Genomic DNA, 19,846 nt, shown 5'->3' on the forward strand with positions numbered 1-19,846 from the left:
CTTTTCACATCCATTCACACCTCAAAAGGTCCTTCATTAACCCGATGATGGACTTTTCACATGCATTCACACCTCAAAACGTCCTTCATTAACCCGATGATGGACCTTTCCATAAAGATCACACCCCAAAAAGTCCTCATCCAATAACGCTACAAAGACATCCCTTCATAACCCACTTTTTAATAGCCCCTTTTACATAACCACAAAAAACATGGTATGCTTGTTGTCATGCGTTCATTTCTTTTTCAAATCCAACGAACGCATACAAGAATGATGGAGTTGATAGTATGAGTAAGAGCAAAGGCGGCGGAACTGGCCGGGGTACAGGAAAAAAAGGCTGGAATCGCTGGAAAGCCGGCGCCAATAAAGCAAAAAGCGCAAAGCCCTATAAAAGCAAGGGTGTTAAGCACGGCGGCAAAGATAATCCTGATAGTTCCGATAACTGATAGATAACCAGTACAGTGCGAGGTCAAAACCCAAGCACTGTACTTTTTTTATCTGAATGATCGATTCATCTCCCCGATGCTTGCAATCGTATCGAGGACTTTCCAATCCTCATGATGAAATTCACATGTATGCTTCTTCAAGAAAAGCTCCACCTGCTCCCTGAATGCGAAATCCCATCTTAATAAATGGATGAATTCTTCTCGTGTTCCCAGAAAATCGATCCTCTCTCTCACCTCGTTCAGCATATCTGCCTGCCAGATGGCCGGAAGCTGGCTAGTGCCCGGGATATCAGGAAACCTTATCATATGTCCTTCCCATAACAATGCCTCGGGAACAAAGTAGGCATATACTTTTTCAAAAACCTCACCTGATTCCAGAACCACCTTCTGACCCTTATGTTCCCTTAGCTCGTAGCCCTTTTCTGTCGCGTTTATCAATTCGAGCTGTTTTTTATCCATAAAGGTGATCCAGACCTCGGTTTTCGCTCCCTTCATTGGTGCTATTACCGCAGGCAGTGAACCATATGGGGCGAGAAAAGGACCATACACAATTTCCGAATCCATAATTTCACCCTTAACACAAAGCATGAAGTCATCAACAGATGGACGGAGATTGAATTTATAGCGGAGCTGCGCTAAACAGACATTCGATCCATAAGCGACAACAGGCACTTTTTCCCTCATCAGATCCTCGCCTAAGAAATCCGCTACCTTCCTTGTCTCAAAGCTATTGAAGGCAAGGCTGCCGAGAATATGGTCACTATTTGATAAATGGACACATTGATGCTCAAGAGGCAATCCTTTTACCGCTTCAATTCGGTGTGCTTTTCCCTGCCAAAAGACAAATGAGGAATGCGGCCTTGGTCCAGGATAGATATCGGGATGGTCATAAGGACTTAAATCAAATGGTTTGTTATCTCTAAACATGAAAGGATCTCCTTCGTTTTCAAAATCTTTTATGTATTCTAACATAATTCGTGGTAGGATATATATTAATATTTTGAACCAAATCCAAGGAGGAACCTTCCATGAAACAAGTGTTCAATTTCAATGCCGGTCCTGCAGCCTTACCCAAAGAAGTATTGCAGAAGGCGCAAGAGGAACTATTAAACTTTCAAGATTCAGGCCTTTCCGTCATGGAACTCAGTCATCGCAGCAAGCAGTATGAAAGCATTCAGAATCATGCCACAGAGCGACTTCGGACATTGATGGATATTCCGGCAGATTATGACATCCTCTATATGCAGGGCGGTGCCAGTCTTCAGTTTTCTGCTGTTCCGATGAATTTTCTCACAGAAGGAAAAACCGCCAATTACTGCCTGACCGGTTCCTGGTCTGAAAAGGCGCTGAAAGAGGCAAAGAAAGTCGGCAGCACCCATATTGCATCCTCCTCAAAGGAGGCAAACTATTCCCAGATACCAGACTACCTTGAGCTTTCAGACAACCCTGCTTATGTGCATATCACCAGCAATAACACCATCTTTGGCACGCAGTGGAGAACCACACCTGAACTGCCTGCTAAAGTCCCTTTGATTGCCGATATGTCCAGTGATATTCTAAGCAGGCCCATACCCGTAGATAACTATTCTCTTATTTATGCCGGTGCCCAGAAAAATCTCGGACCGTCAGGCGTGACCGTTGTCATCGTCAAAAAGGAATTGCTTGAGCGCTGCCCGGATAACCTTCCAACTATGCTAAACTATCAGACCTATGCAAAAAACAGCAGTTTATATAACACTCCAGCAACCTTTTCCATCTACATGCTGTCCCTTGTATTGGATTGGGTAGCGGATCAGGGTGGAGTCGAACAAATTGAAGCCATAAATACTGAAAAAGCAAATCTGCTCTATCATGTAATCGATTCCAGTGACAGTTTCTACAAGGGGCCAGCAAGACAAGATAGCCGCTCCAACATGAATGTTACTTTTACGTTGCCATCAGAGGATCTCACGAAGAAGTTCCTGCAGCAGGCAAGCGAGAATGGCTTTGTCGGCCTCTCGGGACATCGCCTGATAGGGGGCTGCCGTGCTTCCATCTATAACGCGGTCCCACTGGATCATTGCGAAAAACTGGCACAATTCATGAAGGATTTCCGTACCAATTTTATGTAATAATGAGCATTCCCCTTTTCAAACACGGAAATATTTTGTATAATTGCCTCTATAATCCGCATTAGACAACGAGTGTACTAATGGGGTTATAAAAAAGAGTAGTAGAGATGAGGAGAGTTGAGAAATGAATACAAAAACGTTAGTTGCTCTATCTTTAATGGTGGGAATCGGTGCGGTTTTACATACCGTTGTTCCCGGGGTCATCCTTGGCATGAAGCCAGATTTGGGCTTGACCATGATGTTCCTTGCGATCATGCTGTTCCCGGAAAAGAAGAACGTATTGTTGGTTGGTATTGTTTCAGGATTAATTTCCGCTTTGACCACAGGATTCCCTGGAGGTCAGATTCCAAATATCATTGACAAGCCGATTACAGCGTTTCTATTCTTCTTCCTGCTTCTTGCAGTGAAAAAGATAAACAAACCTATAGTGAAAGCTGGAGCGTTAACCGCAATTGGCACCATTGTTTCAGGCGTTATTTTCCTATCGTCTGCACTTGTGCTTGTCGGGTTGCCAGGAGGAGAATCTTTCACCTTTTTCCTTGTTACGGCCATTTTACCCGCTACAGCCCTTAATACCGTGCTGATGGTAATCATCTACCCAATTGTAACCTCCATTGCCAAACGATCAAATATTATAGCTACTACTTAAACAACAGAGGGGATGCTCCATAAGGAGGCATCCCCTCTTTTTATTAGGCTCTTTTCGTAATGTTTGTTCTTATGTACGTAAAAAATCGGCTTTTGGATTTTTTACAGCATTGATCCCAGTTTTATTAAAAATAAAATAAATCTATAACATGGGAAAAGAGCACGAAAGTCAGTAATCTTAAGTGTTTCCGTTGAATGCGTCAAAAACAGAAAACAGCCTTTTATTGTTTTTCAAGAAATCCATAAAGCAAGCAACGCCAATAGAAAAACTGCCCCGCCGCCACCGCAAATGACAAGTCCTTTTTGCTGCAATACTCTCTTGGGCGGGTAGACACCTGCTCTTTGGGAAGCCAAAAAAAAGTTTACTCCACCCAACAATAGCAAGATGCTTATGGTAAATAGTCCAAATGTTATCCCTGCCATATCATGCCCCCCCCTTTCTTCATATCTATGCAATCTCCCTCTTTCTTATGTACATGTTCTTTTCTGGCAACATATTTTCCAGTCTTCAATTCACGGATAAATATTTTTATCCTATCTCGTAAAGAATAAAAAAAGGAATTTTTCAATAAATGTTGAATTATATAATAATCTTAGGGTATTGAACTATACTTACATAATTTTAATAACGAGGTGATTTTAATGAATGGCAAATCATTCATCTATGGTGTAATTATTGGCGGCGCAGTGGCAGGCGTTTCAACTTTGCTTGCGACACCCAGTTCCGGAGAGAAAATGCGAGACCGCTTACGATCTACAAAACAGCAAATCCAATTGAGTATAATTGAGCTCAAAGACGAGGCTATGGGAATAAAAGATCAGGTTTCACAGGCAGTGGAAGAAAGCAAATCTGTTGTAACAAACCTTTCAAACGATTTGAAAACTTCTGTGGAGCTTTGGCAGAATTCCATCAAACCCCATCAGGATTCGATTCAGCAAAGCATCGCGCTGGTGGAGAAAGAATTGGAAAAATTAGAGAAAAATTTAGGTAAAAGAGCCGAGTAACGAAAAAATTTTAATTTTTTGTAAATTTTGACCTTTATTAATTATTATTTTATTGTCATAATAGATAGTAATATATTAGAAAAAAGTAGGTGAGTTTGTGAATACACAGAACGGTCAGTATTCATTAAAAGAAGCTATGCTGTTTAGCCAGCGTGTCGCCCAGCTAAGTAAAGCTCTTTGGAAAACAATTGAGAAGGATTGGCAAGCTTGGATCAAACCCTATGATTTGAATATCAATGAACACCATATTTTATGGATAGCATATCATTTGAAAGGTGCAAGCATTTCAGAGATAGCTAAATTCGGAGTCATGCATGTATCAACCGCCTTCAACTTTTCGAAGAAGCTAGAAGAACGTGAATTACTACAATTCTCCAAAAAAGAGAATGATAAGAGGAATACCTACATTGAATTAACGGACAAAGGGGAAAAAATTCTGCTCGATCTAATGGAAAGCTATGATCCTAGCAAAAATTCCGTTTTCAGTGGTGCCCTGCCTATGCATGATTTATATGGGAAGTTCCCGGAGTTGTTGGATGTCATGTGTGTCATCCGTAATATTTACGGAGAGGATTTCATGAAAATCTTTGAACGTTCTTTTAATAATATTGAAGAGGACTTTGAGGAGATTGATGGAAGACTTTCTAAAAAAGAAGAAGCTGCAGAAAAAAATGAAAGCGTTACTTCTTCTTAATCAGGAGCTTCATAAACGCATCCATAAGTGGTTCATACAACGTTTGTGCCTTCATGGCTTGTATCGTATTTTCCAATGGCAGATCAGGATGTAATTTTTGATGAAACTCAGTAAGAAGCGGAGCAAACGTCACAAACCCTTCCGCTTTTTGCTTTTCCATTTCTTTGCTCAGTTCTTCACAAAGATTCATCAATTCCAGGACTTCTTTTCTTCCGAGTTTACTTTGGATCACCAGAGCATCAAATGGATATTGATCCATACGAATCTGCTTTACTAATAGTTCCATATGGTATTCCAACTTGGCCAATCTTTCTTCTACACTACTCATTTTCTTCTTCCTTTTTCGTCATTTCCCTCTATTTTACCCTATAATTTGCCGCTTACCAATATTTAGATTCCCTTCTTTTAAAATAAGTGAAAAACACCTATTGCTTTTCAATACAAAAAGGCTTACAGTAGTTTAGTAATTTGAACTTGTAATAATGGAAGGTGAATCAACCATGAACTGCTGGAAATCCATTAATATCGTTAAACAATATGGACTCCATCGCATAACGCTCGTTTCCTTTATAATCGCCTTACTTTCATTTATCTTGTTGTTTTTATCTTTTAGCCTCATCTTTCATGACGTAACGGTATCATCCAATTATTTTGGTTGGTTCTGCCTATCAATAGCTTCCATGTTTACCATGCATAAGCTATGTCATGCTTTGCCGCTGCTTGCTACTAGAAAACAAGTGAAGTTTTGCTGGAGACTGAAAAGCTTTATGCCTTATATGATTATAAAAACAAAAAAACCTTTTTCAAAATTCCAATCATACATTGTATTTTTGTCACCATTCTTTATCATAACGTTTGCCTTGCTTTTACTTACGAGCATTTTCCCAACCTATTATCATTATTTTGCGATGCTTGCCTCTTTGAACATCGGCTTGTGTTTTCCTGATTTCCTGTATGTCAAACACATCCAGGGTGCCCCGAGCGCATGTCAGATTGAAGAACTGGAAAGCGGTTATGATATTTTGATAAGAAATGAGACCGAAGTGGCTTCCTAACATATATTAGGAGGCTTTTTCTTATTTCTGTAAAAGTTTTGGAACGTCTAGGTATCTTTTTTACTCAAACTTTGGTAATGTATTATGTATAACTGGAAGCCAAAAGGAGGGATCTTATATGGCTATCTTATTTATCGTGGTGGCTGTATTTATACTCTTCTACATAAACAAATTAACTAATGCATTGTGTGTTCAGAAGGAAATCCCTGAGGAGCGTCAACCAAAAGTTTTCCGGACCATCAATGTACTCATTACCATCCTTTTAATTTCTTCTTATGTAGATATCCTGTTAAAATCTTTGTAACTATTCATCAAGCATTCTATTAGCAATTTAATCAAAAAGCATCTCCTGTTCATGGGGGATGCTTTTTGCATTCCAAAAGCAAGGGGTGGGAAAATGCTTCCCCACCCTTTCTGGTTATATTAGTATAACCAAGCTGCACCTACGATTACCAACAAAATAAATAGTACTACGATTAAAGCGAAACCGCCTGAATGTCCACCTGACATCTTTTTTCCTCCTTTTGTTTTATAAGTGAAACTTCCAGTAATGAATGTTTTCATCCATTACAAGTTAGTTGAACCAATCGGGGTGTTAATTTCCGACCACTTTATACAAGTTGACCGGATAACCTGGATTAGAATGTACTTAGTACAACCAAGCTGCACCTACGATTACCAACAAGATAAACAATACAACGATCAACGCGAAGCCACCTGCATATGGAGTACCCATCTAGTAACACCTCCTTTTTGAGTTGTTACGATATCTTATGCTGCATTTCTTAGGAGGCATAGGCGTTTATCCTGCCTCAAAGCTTTTTTCATGAAATCCTTGTGCTTTCTGGACAGCTGATGTATTTCATGATTCTGTTTATCATATGTAGGGCAGTCAAAATTGGATTGGACTTTTGCCCAATTTTTTAGGAAGAACACACATTGCCTAAAAAACTGCATTTCAACCATATGCTACAATTTTCTTATCTTTATGTATAAATCCGATAATTTTTTCATTAATTTAGGAGATTATGCTATAGTAGAATTTGTACCTTTAATACATATGGGAGTTGTTTAGAATGAAAAAATGGATGATTGCTTTTACTGCGACAACAACAATCTTTGCCCTGTCCGCCTGTAACGCCGAAAAAGGAGATAATTCCGAAGTGGTGGCAGAAACAGCAGCAGGAAACATTACGCAAGAGGAACTGTATACTGCTTTGAAGGAGCGTTTCGGCGAGGAAGTCCTTCGTGAGCTTGTGTATGAAAAAGTTCTTGGAGATACATACGAGGTAACGAGCGAAGAACTGGATGATCGTTTGAATGAACTAAAGCAGCAGCTTGGCCCACAATTCGAAGCTGCACTGATGCAAAGCGGATTTAAAGACGAAGAGCAATTAAAACAGACTCTCCGCATTTCCATGCTACAGGAAAAAGCTGCGATTGCAGATATAGAGCTAACAGACGAGGAAGTACAGCAATATTACGATAGCATGAAGGCTGAGATTCGTGCCAGCCACATTCTAGTTGAAGATGAGGCAACTGCCCAGGAAGTAAAGAAGAAGCTTGAGGAAGGCGGAGACTTTGCAGAATTGGCCAAGGAGTACTCCACTGACACTGCATCTGCTGCAAATGGCGGCGACCTGGATTGGTTTGGTGCAGGCAAAATGCTACCTGAGTTTGAAGAGGCAGCTTACAGCCTGGAAGTGGACCAGATCAGCGACCCGGTACAAAGCATGTACGGCTACCACATCATCAAGGTGACTGATAAAAAAGAAAAGCAGCCATTGGATGAAATTCGTGCAGATGTGGAAGAGGAGCTGCGCCGCTCCAAGGTTGGACAAGAGTCTGTCGATGCCGCTGTGGAAAAAGAGCTGGAAAATGCAAAGGTAAAAGTGAAGGAATCCTCCTTAAAGGATACGTTTAAGAAAGAGGAGCCTGCCGAGGAAGCAAAAGACGAGCAATAATAGACAAAAAGCTGGAGCACGGATGCTCCAGCTTTTTTGTTGACCATGCAACTCCAGACTTTAAGAGGCATTGGAAGACATGACCTGTCTTCTCTTCTCCCTTGCTTCCTGGATCCGGTCCATATAGACTTGTCCTTCTTTTTCGATGATGGCACTTTCCACTTCTTTCTCCTCTTTTGCAGTCCGAAGCGTCATATACGCACTGAAACAGATGCCAATAACCACAAGCAACATCCACCAAGGCATGTTCATTCCTCCTTCAAATCTAGCTTACACTTCCTAGCTAGTCTATTTATATGAAAAAGAATGATAGCCTATTACTTATTATTCATGAAAAGTAGGCTTATAGAAGTTTCGATTGTCCATTGCAAAAATTCTCTCCGTATACTCTCCAGGCTTTACTCGTTCAAGTGCACGATCAAGCATATTCATTTTCGCATCAATATTATCAATATAGTGCAACATCTCCGCTTCCTTGATCAGAGGCATCTTAGGACTGCCCCATTCCAGCTTCCCGTGGTGACTTAATACAAGATGCTGAAGCACCATCACTTCTTCACCGGCTATACCCAGTTCTTCTGCGGCTTTGCCGATCTCATTCACCATAATGGAGATATGGCCGATCAGGTTCCCTTCAATCGTATAGCTCGTAGAAACAGGTCCTGAAAGCTCTGTCACTTTTCCCAGGTCATGCAGGATGACGCCGGCGTAAAGCAGGTCCTTGTCAAGTGTTGGATACAAGCTGCTGATTGCTTTTGCGAGGTCCAGCATGGAAACGACATGATAGGCTAAGCCTGAAACAAATTCATGATGGTTTTTCGTTGCAGCAGGGTATTGCAGAAAGTCCTGCTGGTGCTTTTTTAACAGATGTCGGGTAATGCGTTGGATATTGGGATTTTTCATTTCAAAAATAGCCTGTGTGATCTTTTCCATCATTTGATCTTGGGCAAGTGGAGCGGTCTCTATCAAATCAGCAACGGAAACCGCTTCATGCTCTTCCTTCGGCTTGATCTTACGTATTTTCAGCTGATTTCGACCACGGTAATGGTGAATATCACCTTGGACCCGAACAATGCTTTGAGGGCCATATAGATGCTCGTCATCAGGTGAAGCATCCCAAAGCTTGGCTTCGATTTCCCCGCTTTTATCTTGGAAGATAAGTGTCAGAAAAGGTTTTCCATTACTGGCAATCCCTTTTGTCGAGTTTTTTATCAATAAATGAACATCCACCTGTTCGCCAACCTCAAAGTGGAGAATTCCTTTTTTCATGTACATTTCCCCCTGTCTACATATAGCAAATGTAGGATTGTATTATATTATTTAGCTTGGCTCTTTTAACGACGCTGTTGATTTCCGCAAAAGGCTTCGCTTTCCACGGGGCGATGCTTGAGCCTCCTCGGGCTCCGCCCTGCGGGGTCTCAAGCCTACCGCTTTTCCCCGTAGGAGTCTACGCCTTTTGCTCCAATCACCAGCTGAATTCGGATAAATATCAACATACTTCTTTAACAGAGCTTATAATATGAAAAGAAAAGCAGTACTGTATATTATGAAGAGACTTCCACGGATCTGCTTTTTCTCGCAAGCCACAGTTTTGTAGCGGCTAGTCCGAACAGCATGACAAATGCGCCAAACAGATATGGAATATGAATATTCACTTCAAAGAAAATACCTGCCAAAATAGGGCCGGCTACATTTCCGAGGCTTAAAAAGGAATTATTCAGCCCCATGACCAAACCTTGTTTATTTCCGGCAAGCTTGGAAATGAAAGAATTAAGTGATGGACGAAGCAGGGAGTTCCCCAGGAAGAAAATGCTTGTCGTCACTAGAACAAGCAGGAAATTCGTCGCCAATGTCATCAAGACAAAGCCAAGCGCACTGATCAATAGCGAACCTGTCACTACCCGTTCTTCTCCGAACCTCTTAGTTAGCCTTCCAACCAGCACTCCCTGGACCACGGTGCCAACGATTCCCACCAAAAGGATGATCAGTCCCACTTCACTTGGGTCATAGTGGTAGCGCTGCATGGTATAGTACCCGAAAATGGACTGAAAATTTGCCAATCCGAAACTCATTATAAATACCAAAATCAGCAGGAAACCTACTGGACTTTTTAATGCCTTCCACATCTGTACAAATTGGTTATCCCTTTTCTCACCTGCTTCAAGAAGCGCATCCTGCTCCCGTTTTTCCTTTGGATAGGATTCCGGCAGAATAAGAATGGATAATACTCCGGCTAAGCTCGCAGCAACACCTGCCACAATAAATGGGAATGACAGATCGATTTCTCCAAGCCACCCACCTAGGCCGGGCCCTACAACTATTCCAAGCCCCATGGCTGCTCCAAGAATCCCCATTCCCTGACCACGTTTTTCCGATGTGGTGACATCTGATACGTACGCCATCGCAGTCGGCATGAGAGCTGAACCGAAAATACCGGCCAGTATGCGAGATAGGAACAGCATCCAAAGTCCATTGGCAAAAGCAAAAACGAATTCTGCAACGGCAAAGCCGAACAGCCCTATGGTGATCAATGGCTTTCTCCCTATTCTATCGGAAAGTCTACCCCATAATGGTGCAAACAGAAATTGCATAAAGGCAAAAACTGCTACAAGCAGCCCAAGGGTTCTTGCATCTGCACCGAAAAGGTCAATATAAAAGGGAAGGATGGGGATTACCAATCCGATTCCCACCATGATGATAAATAAATTGAAGCTAAGCAGAATCAAGGGAGCTTTTGTTTTTGATACAAGTCTTTCTTTCATTCATTTGTTCCTTTCAGGCGTTCCTCATTTTTGTCTATATAAGCATAGCACTTGTCTTAACCAGGTAGCAATTAAATATAGACAATAAGCCTTAGCTTATCGTGATTGGTAGGTAAGTTCGCTCCAATTCTACGATTTTGGAGTTTTCTACTTTTTCAAAGAGTGATTTCATATGCTCATGGCAAGTAAAGAATAACAGCTGTTCTCCCTCCTCAGTCATCTTCTTCATGAGATCCAGGGCTTGAACCGTGCGGATATGGTCGAAGTTGACAAAACTGTCATCCATCATAAATGGAAAGCGCTGTTCCCTGCTCCAGACGCTGGCAACTGCAAACCTTATCGAAATGTAAAGCTGTTCAACAGTCGCCTGGCTTAGTTCCTTCGGTTCAAAAGAAAGTCCGTTTTTATGCTTTACCATCAGCTTTGTCTCATTAGTTGGATCGTAAACTTGGCTATACTCCCCGTTGGTCAAAAAACGGAAATAATCGGATGCCTTATTCAGGACCTCAGGAAGTTTTACGGTGCGATAATAGTCCATGGTTCTATTGAGCAATTGCTGGGAGGTTGCAAGGACAGCCCACTTCCTTGCCTGCTCCTGGAGATGGCTTTTTGACATCTCGAATTTCTGGACCGCATCTGAATAGGTTCCGCCTTCTTCCAACGTGCGAACGGCTTCTTCTCTTTTAGTTTTCAATTGATAGTAATGTGCTTGCTCCTCCGATAAAAGGCGAATCTGCTCTTCCGTTTCCGCTTTTTCCGAATTCCACATCGAAAGGGTCTTACCTTTTTCCGGAATGATGCCGTAGGAATTCTGCACTTGCTCAAGTTGCAACTGAAGCAGCGACATATTCTGCTCATATTCCGTCCCTTTTTGGAACTGCTGATGTTTGAGGCGAAATTCCTCTTCCTTTGAAACACCAGCTCTCTTCATCAATTCTCCGATTTTTTCAGTGGCATCCTTCTTTTGAATGGTTAAGTATGTGGCTTCTTCCTCGATTTCTTTTCCCTTCACATAAAGGTCGTCAAGTATTTGCTTGTTCCTCTCATTCTTCTCGAGTTCCGCCTTAAGATAATAGAAGGCTTCCTCCAAGGATGATTGAGTCAAGCCTAGTTGATTCATAATCTTGGAGGCTTCATCCCTGAATTGATCAACCATTCTTTCGCTCAGTTGAATACTCTTATGGAGATTCTGTCTTTCCATGAATACCGTTTTTAATTCTATTGCTTTGGCAAATGCCTCTTCCATATGACTTGCAGGAATAGCTCCCAACCCTCGATACTCTGTCCATTCCTTCCATTTCTCATCAAAGGAGAACTGTTGTTTTTCCCACTCCTCAAATTGAAGAATGATTCTGTCATAGGTTCTTTCGCTTTGTGAAAGAAGTAGCCTTTCTTTTTGAAGAAGCTCTTCAATCTGCTTTTCTTTTGCCAGCATCAACCTATACTTTTCAAGACCGGTTCTCTCCGGACTTGTGTAGAGTGTTTCCTTGATCTTGCTGAGCTTCTCTTTCTGAGCCTCCCGATCCTTTTGCAATCGAATCAAAAGGGATGTGGATGCCTTCGTAAAGAAAAGATATCCTCCGATACCCAGTGAGAGAATGAACAAGAATAATCCTAACAATGTGTTGTCCTGCATGTATAAGACAGCAGCCCCTGCTCCCCCTGCTGAGATACTTATCACTGAGGCAAGCTTATTTTTCTTTTTCATTTGGACATGTTCATGCTCCTGCTGCTGAATCTGACCTTCCATTTGATGAAGCAACTGTTCCTGGATAGCTATATCAGTTTCCAGACGTTCGACGCCAAGGCCTTGTACCTTCTTTTGCAGCTGTTGAACCTCTTCTCGTGGTAGCTGTTCTTTTAGAAGGGATGCTATGCGATCTTCCTGCTTTTCAAGATCATCTTTGGCTTGCTGAAATTCTTCATCCAAGTGCTCTTTTTGAAGGGACAGCTTATTCTGTTGTTGCAGAAGTCCCCTCAGCTCCGCTTTCGCGGCAAGGCTTGTATCGATGCCCTCTACCTGTTCTCCGTGTTTTTCTTTCCATTTTAGCTCCATCTTCAAAACTTGAATCTGTTTTTCAAGTCGCTGCTCCTCGGTAGATAGAAACGCTAATCTCTCCATCGATTCCTGATACTTAGGGAATTGTATTAATAAGCTTTCGATACGTTCCTGTTGCTCCAGCAGCGCTTCATCCACTTCGATCTGCTCGATTTTTTTATCAAGCGAGAACCTGTCCTGCCCTAGTTTTTCCAATCTGGAATTGTAGTTGGACTGTTCAATCAAAAGCTTTTCCAACCTTGCTATCCCATCAATAGGGAAGGTTGAATAGTCCCCTAGCTTAGAATGCTCTCTTTTCAATTGTGATAATTGATCCTCAATGGGCTGGATGGCTACCATCGCATCTATTTTTCTCAGCTTTGCGGAGAGCTTTTCCTTTTCGACCTTCAAAGTTTTAAGCTTGTTTGCTGCATGTTGTATATCTTTCTGGAGAGATTCATATTGCTCGAGCTTTTGCTTCCATTGAAGCACCGTCTTTTCCTCTTCCTTTAAATCCCCCATAAGTTTATTCATCACAGGCTTCCGACCGCCCGGCTTGAACAATTCCTCCATGGATTTATTCAACTGATCCGAAATCCTCTGCAGCTTATCAGACCCTATCAGACCCGATGAGAACAAATAGCCTCCAAGCTGCTCTAAATCTACAAGCTTCAGATTTTGTACATCCATTATATTGAAGGAGAAAATCCCTTTATAGATACTCCTATCAATTCCTGCCAACACAGAATCGATGGAAAGGTTCATCCCCTTCTCATCAATTACTGTTACATCACCTGCGGATTTTCCAGCAACTCTTTCAATGGTTAGGAGTTTGCCTTCCTTCGTTTCCATGATAAGTCTACCACCATACTTGTACCCCTTTTTGGGCTCATACCTTAGTTCAGTCTGATTTTTCAAAGGAAACCCAAATAGAATGGCATGTATAAATGCCATCAGTGTGGACTTTCCAGCCTCGTTTCTTCCATAGAATACTTGAATGCCTTGGGAAAACTCATCGATTTTCACATTTTCCAATTTACCAAAACCATAGATTTCAAGAGATTTTATTTTCAAGTTCTATCACCTCTTTTCCGATTCCAGAAATCTTGTCACGAGCCATTGCTCCGCTTCTTCCAAGATGGCTTTTTTATCCTCCTGTTTAAAGGGATCCAAAAAACCCCTTGCATCGGAATGCTTGAACAGCGATCCCAGGAATGGGGTGATATCAGTCGTTTCCTCTACCACCTTATAGAAGTCTTCATAAAAGGCTTTCTTTTTTAACTCCACCTTGGTGAAAGAAGGGGTCGTTTGATTTGATACACTGTATACAAATTGAAAGATGGGCTGTGCTGCTTCGCCATCATTTATAAATTGCTGAAAATCCTCCAGGATACTTTCATCCTGAAGATGAGCAAATAATGGACCGCTCCCGGTTAATCTAATACGTATGAGAGAGGCTCTCTCCTCCTGCCTGCTTATATCCAGCAGGTTTTTTGCTTCCTGCAAGATTTGATCCATCGTCTCACTGGATTCAATGGATAGCCTGAGCTCCTTCCATAGAATGGTGGCTGTATCCTTAAAGGTGGTTTTTGCCCCATGTTGATCCAGTTCCACTAGATAACAGCCTTTCTCACCGGTTTCTTTTTTATTTCTGCCTTGGATGTTTCCCGAATAGATAACAGGGGGATTCTCATGAAGGATTTCGCGTTTATGTATATGTCCAAGAGCCCAATATTGGAATTCCTTTTCCAATAACTCGGAAAGGGAAAATGGCGCATATGGGTCGTGATCCTCCCTACCTGCCAGGTTTCCATGCAACACTCCGATATGATAAGGGACGTTATGGTCCTTCTTCATATATTCACTTGTTCTGTTCTGAAGGACATGCCGTCTGTCGTAGCTGAATCCATAGATATTGGCAATGTGCTCTCCATCCTTGATAAACTTTTTGCTTTCTACCTTCTCGTTAAAAATATGGACATTTTTCGGATACCGGAATTGCAGAGAGCCGGCACCGATGAAATCGTGGTTTCCGTGAATAACATAGACCGCGATGTCCTCCTTCTCCAAGCGCAGGAATTCCTCTCTCAGCTTTGCCTGAGCCATCAGGCTTCGTATTTCCATGTCAAAAAGATCTCCTGCCAAAACAAGAAAATCAACCTTCTCTTCTATAGCAATATCCACCAGGTTGGCGAGTGCTGTAAACGTGCTCGCTCGCACCTGCTCAAAAATTTCCTGGGGCAGATAGTTCAACCCCTTAAATGGGCTATCTAAATGCAAGTCTGCAGCGTGTATAAATCGAATAGCATTCATTGGTATACCTCATCTATCAGTCTTTTTCTTTATTTTACCACGGTTGAAATACGAATGCACGTTCGTGCCGAATGAAAGTTTTGGTTTAGGCCAACCCTTTTCAAAAAACAAACCCCCAAATGATTTCATTTAGGGGTGAGTGCGTTATTTATCTTTTGAAAGCTGCAATGCCTTTTTGATATCCTTCAGGGACGAGCTCTTTCCATACATGAGAACTCCGCCACGATATACCTTTGCTCCAAATATCGCAAGAAGCACAATGGTAGCAACCAAAATCCCGATGGATAATCCGATTTCCCAGAATGGAACCTCCAGCATCCCGACTCGTAGGAACATGATCATTGGCGCAAAGAACGGAATGAATGAGGTTACCTGAATAAATGAATTGTCAGGGTTGTTCAAGCCGAACATCGCAATCATAAAGCCGGCAACAATCAACAGGGTCATAGGCAGAATGATCTGTTGTATTTCCTCGATCCTGCTTACTAAAGATCCCAGGAATGCTGCAAAGGTAGCATAGAGGAAATATCCCAGCAGAAAGAATACAATTGCAAAGATAAAGGTTGAAACCGCAATATCCCCTACACCGAAGTATTCAAACACGCCACCTGTCATGCCCTCCAGATTCCCACTTAAGGAGATGTAGCCAACCACAATCCAGAAAGTCAATTGTGTTAAACTCAGTAGAGCAATCCCGAGGATCTTTCCGAACATATGCATGATCGGTGATGCCGATGAAATCAGAATTTCCATGACCCGGGACGATTTTTCCACGGCCACATCTGTAGCAATCATGCTTGCATACAAGATTACCGAGAAATAGATGACAAATAGAAGGATATACACCAATCCTCTTGCCTGATTCAGTTCTTCTTCCGATTTTGCCGATTCCTGTAAAGCTGTGACATCGAACTGTATCGGTTCATAAAGTGTTGCTATCTGCTCCTGGGTAAGCCCAATCTGACTTGTTGCAATACCAACCTTGATTTGTTGCAAGGCCTGCTCAAGCTGGGAGATGGTTTCGTTATCTGTGATGGACGAAGCCTTGTACTCACCTGTTGGGAGTCCTTCTTCATCAAATGTAACAACCAATAACCCTTCATAATCTCCGGACTCAATCTTCTCGTCGATTCCTTCCGTTGTGTCTACCTGTTCCACTTTCAAGGAATCGCCTGTCGCAGCCAAATGCTGTTCAAGCAAGGGAATGGCAGCATTCTGTTCATCATAGACAGCCACAATTTTTTCTTCCTCTGTATCAAAAATATCAATGATGGACTGAATATTCGTGATGCCAAGAATGATAATGGTACTGATAATCGTTGTGATAATAAATGATTTGGATTTCAATTTACTCATATACGTATGAAAAAGAATGACTAAAAACTTATTCATGATAGGAAGCACCTACCTTTTCAATGAAAATATCGTTCAAGGAAGGCTCTTCAAGGATAAATTTCCTTACATAGCCCCTACCGGTTATCTGCTGCAGAATATCCTGGGAGACTTCTTCATCGTTCACCTGAACAATCATGCCCTCCGCTGTTTTCTTGGTGTTCGTCACACCTGGCAGATTTCCCAGAAACTCCAAATCGAAGTCTGCATGAATGATGACATTTTTTCTACCGAAGGAGCGTTTAATATCCCTCAGCGCGCCATGCACTACCGGCTTCCCGTGATGCATGATGCAAAGATGCTCGCAAAGCTCCTCCACATGCTCCATCCGGTGCGAGGAAAAAACGATCGAAGTGCCCTGATTTTTCAGATCCACCACCGCTTCCTTCAAAAGCTCCACATTCAATGGATCGAGTCCACTGAACGGCTCATCTAAGATCAGTAGCTTTGGTCGGTGAATGGTGGAAGCGATGAACTGAATCTTTTGCTGATTTCCCTTGGAGAGCTCCTCCACCTTTTTATTCAAGTATTCCGGCACTCGGAACCGTTCTAGCCAAAGCTCGAGCTCCTTCAATATTTCGGGCTTCCCCATCCCTCTTAGGCGCCCTAAATAAATCATCTGTTCTTTTACTGTCAGCTTCGGATACAGCCCTCTCTCTTCCGGAAGATATCCAACAATCTCGCTCTCCTTGTACGTAATCGGCTTCCCTGCCCAGGATATCCTGCCTGCCGTAGGTTCAAGCAGCCCAAGGACCATACGAAACGTCGTCGTCTTCCCTGCACCATTTGCCCCAAGAAAGCCGAACATCTGGCTTTCAGGGATTTCCAGGGTTAAATCATTCACTGCGACATGTTTCCCGAATTTTTTTGTTACACCTTCTATTTGCAATGCCATAACTATATCCCTCCTAAACTCTCCTTAACTATACGATATAGAATACAAATAGTTTCATATTCTTTTTACAAAAAAGGAATCTAATAGTAAAATAAAAGCAATGAATAGGTATTCATTCTTTTATGGAGGGATAAAGATGGGGAAATATACACTGACTGTATTCAGTAAAACAGGGGAAACGCTCCTTGATGAAAGCTTTGAAGCTGCCACCGAAAAAGAAGCAAAAGAAACAGGGGAAAAAAGATTGGCAGAACTGAACCACCTGGATACCACCCACCGTTGTACAAATGCAAGCGGGAAATTGGTATTGTTTCATAGATAAAGGCTGTTTTCGCAGAAAGTGTTGCTTTTGACGAATACAACTTAGACAAGTAAAATTATCTACCACCGTGCTCTTTTCAGTGTATTAGAAGTTGTATTTTTTAAATAAAGCGAAGTTTATCTCGGTAAAAAATCCAAAAGCCGATTTTTTCCGGTCATAAACAACAAACTTTATGAAAAGAGCCTAGATAAAAGAGACGCTTCGATCTTTCATTGTGATCGAAAGCGTCTTTTGCTTTTTTCCAACACTTTTTTTAAAGCGATGCTAGAAACGAAGATGACAAGCAGGATAATAGAACCGGCAACTACCAGCTGGGTGCTGGTCAAGGAAAGTGCTTTGGCAAAATAGACCGAATAGGCTAATAAGGAGGTAGTGAACAGCTTGGAGATGCTTGCGATGATAAAGAACCTTTTGAACGAAACCGCCCCGATACCCGCCCCCACGCAAATGATTTCATCCGGGAGGATTGGAATGATAAAAAGGAGTGCCAGTATGACTGTTTCATTCTTCCCCATATACTCCTGAAATTTCAGGAGATGCTTTTCCTTCACCAATCTGGATACTAGCTTAACTCCGCCGATACGCGCTATGAAAAACATGAAAACAATTCCTGCCAGCGTTCCCATGAATCCTAGGTATGCAGCTGTAAAAGGACCGAAAACCGCACTTCCAGCCGGGAGCGTCACTGCTTCGGGAATCGGGAGAATAATAGGCTGTGCCATACAAACGAAGAAAAAGATCAGCTGAGCTGTCGATTCATGTTCACGAAGCATATTTTCCATTCCATACATATCCGTTAAAACCAGGAATTTTGTTAAGTAGTATACTAGAAATAAAAGAAGTACAAAGATGAGAACGGTAAAATGTGCAACTTTTGTGATTTTCAGATATTCATAGCGTTTCCAAAGCAATAGGAAAAAGTCCACCACTGCGATTCCGATAATGATGAATAAAAAAATCATTTTATACGATAAAAGCAAGGTCGGAAAAACTGTACAGAGCAAATAAGTGGATGTGACCGCTAAAAGGATGTGCAAAAAGACCTCGAGCGGTAACTGTTTTCTTTTATTTATCAAGGCAGTAACATCTCCAATGTGAACCGTAATTTTCGAACTGATATTCCACTTTTATTATAGTTAACCTCCAATTATGATAAAACGAACCAAAGCATTAAGTTTAGGTAAGCCTTGAGTCTTAGTTGAAAAAATAGTATCACCATTGGGGAGCTCTGTCTATTTTTAACACTGGCAATAATTTGGACCTTACTAAAAAATGCTGCTACACGAAATAGTAGCAGCAAAAATATAATCCTTTTATTTTCCTGTAAAAACAGGCATCCTCTTTTCCACAAAAGCCTTGATGCCCTCTTTATGATCCTCGGACTTTCTCATTCTGCTTTGTGCATTTTTTTCGAGTTCCAGAATCTTTTGCAAGCGAGGAAGAGAAGTTTTAATGTAAATCTCTTTTGTCTCGAGCATAGCTTGGAGTGGAGCATGAAGAAGCGTGGACACTTTTTTCATGATCATTTCCTCCATCCCTTCGTCCTCTACACGGTCTACCAAACCCAGTTCCAGGGCGGCAGATGCGGATATGGTTTTGCCTTCCCATATCATTTGTTTTGCTTTCGCTTCCCCTAAGCGCTTTTCCATAAAGAAGTGCCCTCCCCCATCAGGGATAAGGCCGATCTTGATAAAATTCATCGCCAATTTCGTAGAAGAATGAGCTACAACAAAATCACTTGCAAGGGCCAGACTCAGCCCAAGCCCTGCGGCAGCCCCGTGGATGGCGCTAATCGTAATTTTCGGCATCGTGTAGATGGTCGTGATCATTGAAGCAATGGAATCCATGACTCTATCAAAGTTGCCGACATCCTCCTGCAACATCATCTTAATGTCTCCCCCAGCACTAAATGCATTCCCGCTTCCCTTCAGCACTACTACCTTTGCATCTCCTTTAGCGATATTTTCCAATTCCTCCGCCAAAGTCTCCAGCATCTCCACATTCATAGCATTCAACGACTCCGGTCTATTCAACTCCACCATAACAACCTGTCCCTGATCCGTCACCTTCACCGTACCCATTCAAAACCCTCCCTTTTATCATACTAAATATGAATGACTATTCATTTCTTTATTATACATTAAATCCTATGTGGTTGATAGAATTTTCAGAAATATTAAATTGTGTTTTGGGGCCAGACC

The 19,846-nt window shown here is 41.9% G+C and carries 23 protein-coding genes; 9 read left to right on the forward strand and 14 right to left on the reverse strand.

Annotated elements, in window-relative coordinates:
- The first annotated feature begins 287 nt into the window (after positions 1–287).
- Entirely contained in the window at positions 288–446 is a 159-nt protein-coding gene (locus ACFVAD_RS04945) for a DUF3934 family protein (RefSeq protein WP_386636718.1), read from the forward strand.
- Between the two features lie 48 nt (positions 447–494).
- Here ACFVAD_RS04945 and ACFVAD_RS04950 read toward each other — a convergent pair whose 3' ends face one another.
- On the reverse strand, positions 495–1,373 hold the full coding sequence (locus ACFVAD_RS04950; RefSeq protein ID WP_386636720.1) for a hypothetical protein: 879 nt from the start codon (positions 1,371–1,373) through the stop codon (positions 495–497).
- A gap of 101 nt (positions 1,374–1,474) precedes the next feature.
- Here ACFVAD_RS04950 and serC point away from each other — a divergent pair, with 101 nt between their 5' ends.
- Positions 1,475–2,557, forward strand: coding sequence for a 3-phosphoserine/phosphohydroxythreonine transaminase (serC, locus tag ACFVAD_RS04955; protein ID WP_386636722.1), 1,083 nt, complete (start codon positions 1,475–1,477; stop codon positions 2,555–2,557).
- A gap of 124 nt (positions 2,558–2,681) precedes the next feature.
- The gene (locus ACFVAD_RS04960) at positions 2,682–3,206 is read left to right on the forward strand and encodes a tryptophan transporter (RefSeq protein ID WP_386636725.1); all 525 of its coding nucleotides are present in this window, start codon (positions 2,682–2,684) and stop codon (positions 3,204–3,206) included.
- A gap of 230 nt (positions 3,207–3,436) precedes the next feature.
- Here ACFVAD_RS04960 and yhzF read toward each other — a convergent pair whose 3' ends face one another.
- Positions 3,437–3,628, reverse strand: a complete 192-nt coding sequence (gene yhzF / locus ACFVAD_RS04965; RefSeq protein WP_386636727.1) for a membrane protein YhzF — start codon at positions 3,626–3,628, stop codon at positions 3,437–3,439.
- Positions 3,629–3,847: 219 nt separating this feature from the next.
- Between yhzF and ACFVAD_RS04970 the strand changes: the two genes are divergently transcribed.
- The gene (locus tag ACFVAD_RS04970) at positions 3,848–4,210 is read left to right on the forward strand and encodes a YtxH domain-containing protein (protein ID WP_386636729.1); all 363 of its coding nucleotides are present in this window, start codon (positions 3,848–3,850) and stop codon (positions 4,208–4,210) included.
- A gap of 97 nt (positions 4,211–4,307) precedes the next feature.
- On the forward strand, positions 4,308–4,904 hold the full coding sequence (locus tag ACFVAD_RS04975; protein ID WP_386636731.1) for an HTH-type transcriptional regulator Hpr: 597 nt from the start codon (positions 4,308–4,310) through the stop codon (positions 4,902–4,904).
- Here the strand turns inward: ACFVAD_RS04975 and ACFVAD_RS04980 are convergent.
- Positions 4,891–5,232, reverse strand: coding sequence for a DUF1878 family protein (locus ACFVAD_RS04980; RefSeq protein WP_386636733.1), 342 nt, complete (start codon positions 5,230–5,232; stop codon positions 4,891–4,893). The two genes, ACFVAD_RS04975 and ACFVAD_RS04980, sit on opposite strands and share 14 nt — an antisense overlap.
- Positions 5,233–5,404: 172 nt before the next feature.
- Here ACFVAD_RS04980 and ACFVAD_RS04985 point away from each other — a divergent pair, with 172 nt between their 5' ends.
- Both ACFVAD_RS04985 and ACFVAD_RS04990 read left to right on the forward strand, forming a co-directional pair.
- Positions 5,405–5,959, forward strand: coding sequence for a DUF3267 domain-containing protein (locus tag ACFVAD_RS04985; protein ID WP_386636735.1), 555 nt, complete (start codon positions 5,405–5,407; stop codon positions 5,957–5,959).
- Positions 5,960–6,077: 118 nt separating this feature from the next.
- Entirely contained in the window at positions 6,078–6,263 is a 186-nt protein-coding gene (locus ACFVAD_RS04990; protein ID WP_078381556.1) for a hypothetical protein, read from the forward strand.
- Positions 6,264–6,382: 119 nt separating this feature from the next.
- On the opposite strand, the gene ACFVAD_RS04995 is transcribed toward ACFVAD_RS04990, so the two are convergent.
- On the reverse strand, positions 6,383–6,523 hold the full coding sequence (locus ACFVAD_RS04995) for a YjcZ family sporulation protein (RefSeq protein ID WP_386636737.1): 141 nt from the start codon (positions 6,521–6,523) through the stop codon (positions 6,383–6,385).
- An 85-nt stretch (positions 6,524–6,608) separates the two neighbouring features.
- Positions 6,609–6,695: a YjcZ family sporulation protein gene (locus ACFVAD_RS05000; RefSeq protein WP_223701000.1), complete on the reverse strand. Its 87-nt coding sequence runs from the start codon at positions 6,693–6,695 to the stop codon at positions 6,609–6,611.
- Between the two features lie 340 nt (positions 6,696–7,035).
- Here ACFVAD_RS05000 and ACFVAD_RS05005 point away from each other — a divergent pair, with 340 nt between their 5' ends.
- A complete protein-coding gene (locus ACFVAD_RS05005; protein WP_386636739.1) occupies positions 7,036–7,923 on the forward strand; it encodes a peptidylprolyl isomerase in 888 nt (295 codons plus the stop codon).
- Positions 7,924–7,983: 60 nt separating this feature from the next.
- On the opposite strand, the gene ACFVAD_RS05010 is transcribed toward ACFVAD_RS05005, so the two are convergent.
- From ACFVAD_RS05010 to ACFVAD_RS05040, 7 genes are all read right to left on the reverse strand, one after another.
- On the reverse strand, positions 7,984–8,169 hold the full coding sequence (locus tag ACFVAD_RS05010) for a sporulation YhaL family protein (RefSeq protein ID WP_386636741.1): 186 nt from the start codon (positions 8,167–8,169) through the stop codon (positions 7,984–7,986).
- Positions 8,170–8,247: 78 nt separating this feature from the next.
- Positions 8,248–9,192: a 3'-5' exoribonuclease YhaM gene (gene yhaM, locus ACFVAD_RS05015; RefSeq protein ID WP_386636743.1), complete on the reverse strand. Its 945-nt coding sequence runs from the start codon at positions 9,190–9,192 to the stop codon at positions 8,248–8,250.
- A gap of 275 nt (positions 9,193–9,467) precedes the next feature.
- Complete coding sequence (locus ACFVAD_RS05020) at positions 9,468–10,685, reverse strand: MFS transporter (RefSeq protein WP_386636745.1); 1,218 nt, start codon at positions 10,683–10,685, stop codon at positions 9,468–9,470.
- Between the two features lie 91 nt (positions 10,686–10,776).
- On the reverse strand, positions 10,777–13,797 hold the full coding sequence (locus tag ACFVAD_RS05025) for an ATP-binding protein (RefSeq protein WP_386636747.1): 3,021 nt from the start codon (positions 13,795–13,797) through the stop codon (positions 10,777–10,779).
- Positions 13,798–13,803: 6 nt separating this feature from the next.
- A complete protein-coding gene (locus ACFVAD_RS05030; protein ID WP_386636749.1) occupies positions 13,804–15,036 on the reverse strand; it encodes a metallophosphoesterase family protein in 1,233 nt (410 codons plus the stop codon).
- A gap of 144 nt (positions 15,037–15,180) precedes the next feature.
- Positions 15,181–16,428 (reverse strand): ABC transporter permease, encoded by a 1,248-nt coding sequence (locus ACFVAD_RS05035; protein WP_386636752.1) that lies wholly within the window; start codon positions 16,426–16,428, stop codon positions 15,181–15,183.
- Positions 16,421–17,323, reverse strand: coding sequence for an ABC transporter ATP-binding protein (locus tag ACFVAD_RS05040; protein ID WP_386636753.1), 903 nt, complete (start codon positions 17,321–17,323; stop codon positions 16,421–16,423). Before ACFVAD_RS05040 ends, ACFVAD_RS05035 begins: the two co-directional genes overlap by 8 nt.
- A 136-nt stretch (positions 17,324–17,459) precedes the next feature.
- Between ACFVAD_RS05040 and ACFVAD_RS05045 the strand changes: the two genes are divergently transcribed.
- Complete coding sequence (locus tag ACFVAD_RS05045) at positions 17,460–17,645, forward strand: YhzD family protein (RefSeq protein WP_386636755.1); 186 nt, start codon at positions 17,460–17,462, stop codon at positions 17,643–17,645.
- Between the two features lie 209 nt (positions 17,646–17,854).
- Here the strand turns inward: ACFVAD_RS05045 and ACFVAD_RS05050 are convergent, their stop codons facing one another.
- Positions 17,855–18,721, reverse strand: a complete 867-nt coding sequence (locus tag ACFVAD_RS05050; RefSeq protein ID WP_386636757.1) for a TVP38/TMEM64 family protein — start codon at positions 18,719–18,721, stop codon at positions 17,855–17,857.
- Positions 18,722–18,958: 237 nt separating this feature from the next.
- Complete coding sequence (locus ACFVAD_RS05055; RefSeq protein WP_386636759.1) at positions 18,959–19,726, reverse strand: enoyl-CoA hydratase; 768 nt, start codon at positions 19,724–19,726, stop codon at positions 18,959–18,961.
- Positions 19,727–19,846: the final 120 nt, after the last annotated feature.

Source organism: Sutcliffiella sp. NPDC057660 (genome assembly GCF_042800035.1).
Classification (GTDB): Bacteria; Bacillota; Bacilli; order Bacillales; family Bacillaceae_I; genus Sutcliffiella_A.

Excerpts from the sequence above, each read along its gene's own strand:
- ACFVAD_RS04945 (WP_386636718.1), top strand. The coding sequence starts at position 288 with ATGAGTAAGAGCAAAGGCGGCGGAACTGGCCGGGGTACAGGAAAAAAA.
- ACFVAD_RS04950 (WP_386636720.1), bottom strand. The coding sequence starts at position 1,373 with ATGTTTAGAGATAACAAACCATTTGATTTAAGTCCTTATGACCATCCC.
- serC (WP_386636722.1), top strand. The coding sequence starts at position 1,475 with ATGAAACAAGTGTTCAATTTCAATGCCGGTCCTGCAGCCTTACCCAAA.
- ACFVAD_RS04960 (WP_386636725.1), top strand. The coding sequence starts at position 2,682 with ATGAATACAAAAACGTTAGTTGCTCTATCTTTAATGGTGGGAATCGGT.
- yhzF (WP_386636727.1), bottom strand. The coding sequence starts at position 3,628 with ATGGCAGGGATAACATTTGGACTATTTACCATAAGCATCTTGCTATTG.
- ACFVAD_RS04970 (WP_386636729.1), top strand. The coding sequence starts at position 3,848 with ATGAATGGCAAATCATTCATCTATGGTGTAATTATTGGCGGCGCAGTG.
- ACFVAD_RS04980 (WP_386636733.1), bottom strand. The coding sequence starts at position 5,232 with ATGAGTAGTGTAGAAGAAAGATTGGCCAAGTTGGAATACCATATGGAA.
- ACFVAD_RS04985 (WP_386636735.1), top strand. The coding sequence starts at position 5,405 with ATGAACTGCTGGAAATCCATTAATATCGTTAAACAATATGGACTCCAT.
- ACFVAD_RS04990 (WP_078381556.1), top strand. The coding sequence starts at position 6,078 with ATGGCTATCTTATTTATCGTGGTGGCTGTATTTATACTCTTCTACATA.
- ACFVAD_RS04995 (WP_386636737.1), bottom strand. The coding sequence starts at position 6,523 with ATGAAAACATTCATTACTGGAAGTTTCACTTATAAAACAAAAGGAGGA.
- ACFVAD_RS05000 (WP_223701000.1), bottom strand. The coding sequence starts at position 6,695 with ATGGGTACTCCATATGCAGGTGGCTTCGCGTTGATCGTTGTATTGTTT.
- ACFVAD_RS05005 (WP_386636739.1), top strand. The coding sequence starts at position 7,036 with ATGAAAAAATGGATGATTGCTTTTACTGCGACAACAACAATCTTTGCC.
- ACFVAD_RS05010 (WP_386636741.1), bottom strand. The coding sequence starts at position 8,169 with ATGCCTTGGTGGATGTTGCTTGTGGTTATTGGCATCTGTTTCAGTGCG.
- yhaM (WP_386636743.1), bottom strand. The coding sequence starts at position 9,192 with ATGAAAAAAGGAATTCTCCACTTTGAGGTTGGCGAACAGGTGGATGTT.
- ACFVAD_RS05020 (WP_386636745.1), bottom strand. The coding sequence starts at position 10,685 with ATGAAAGAAAGACTTGTATCAAAAACAAAAGCTCCCTTGATTCTGCTT.
- ACFVAD_RS05030 (WP_386636749.1), bottom strand. The coding sequence starts at position 15,036 with ATGAATGCTATTCGATTTATACACGCTGCAGACTTGCATTTAGATAGC.
- ACFVAD_RS05035 (WP_386636752.1), bottom strand. The coding sequence starts at position 16,428 with ATGAATAAGTTTTTAGTCATTCTTTTTCATACGTATATGAGTAAATTG.
- ACFVAD_RS05040 (WP_386636753.1), bottom strand. The coding sequence starts at position 17,323 with ATGGCATTGCAAATAGAAGGTGTAACAAAAAAATTCGGGAAACATGTC.
- ACFVAD_RS05045 (WP_386636755.1), top strand. The coding sequence starts at position 17,460 with ATGGGGAAATATACACTGACTGTATTCAGTAAAACAGGGGAAACGCTC.
- ACFVAD_RS05055 (WP_386636759.1), bottom strand. The coding sequence starts at position 19,726 with ATGGGTACGGTGAAGGTGACGGATCAGGGACAGGTTGTTATGGTGGAG.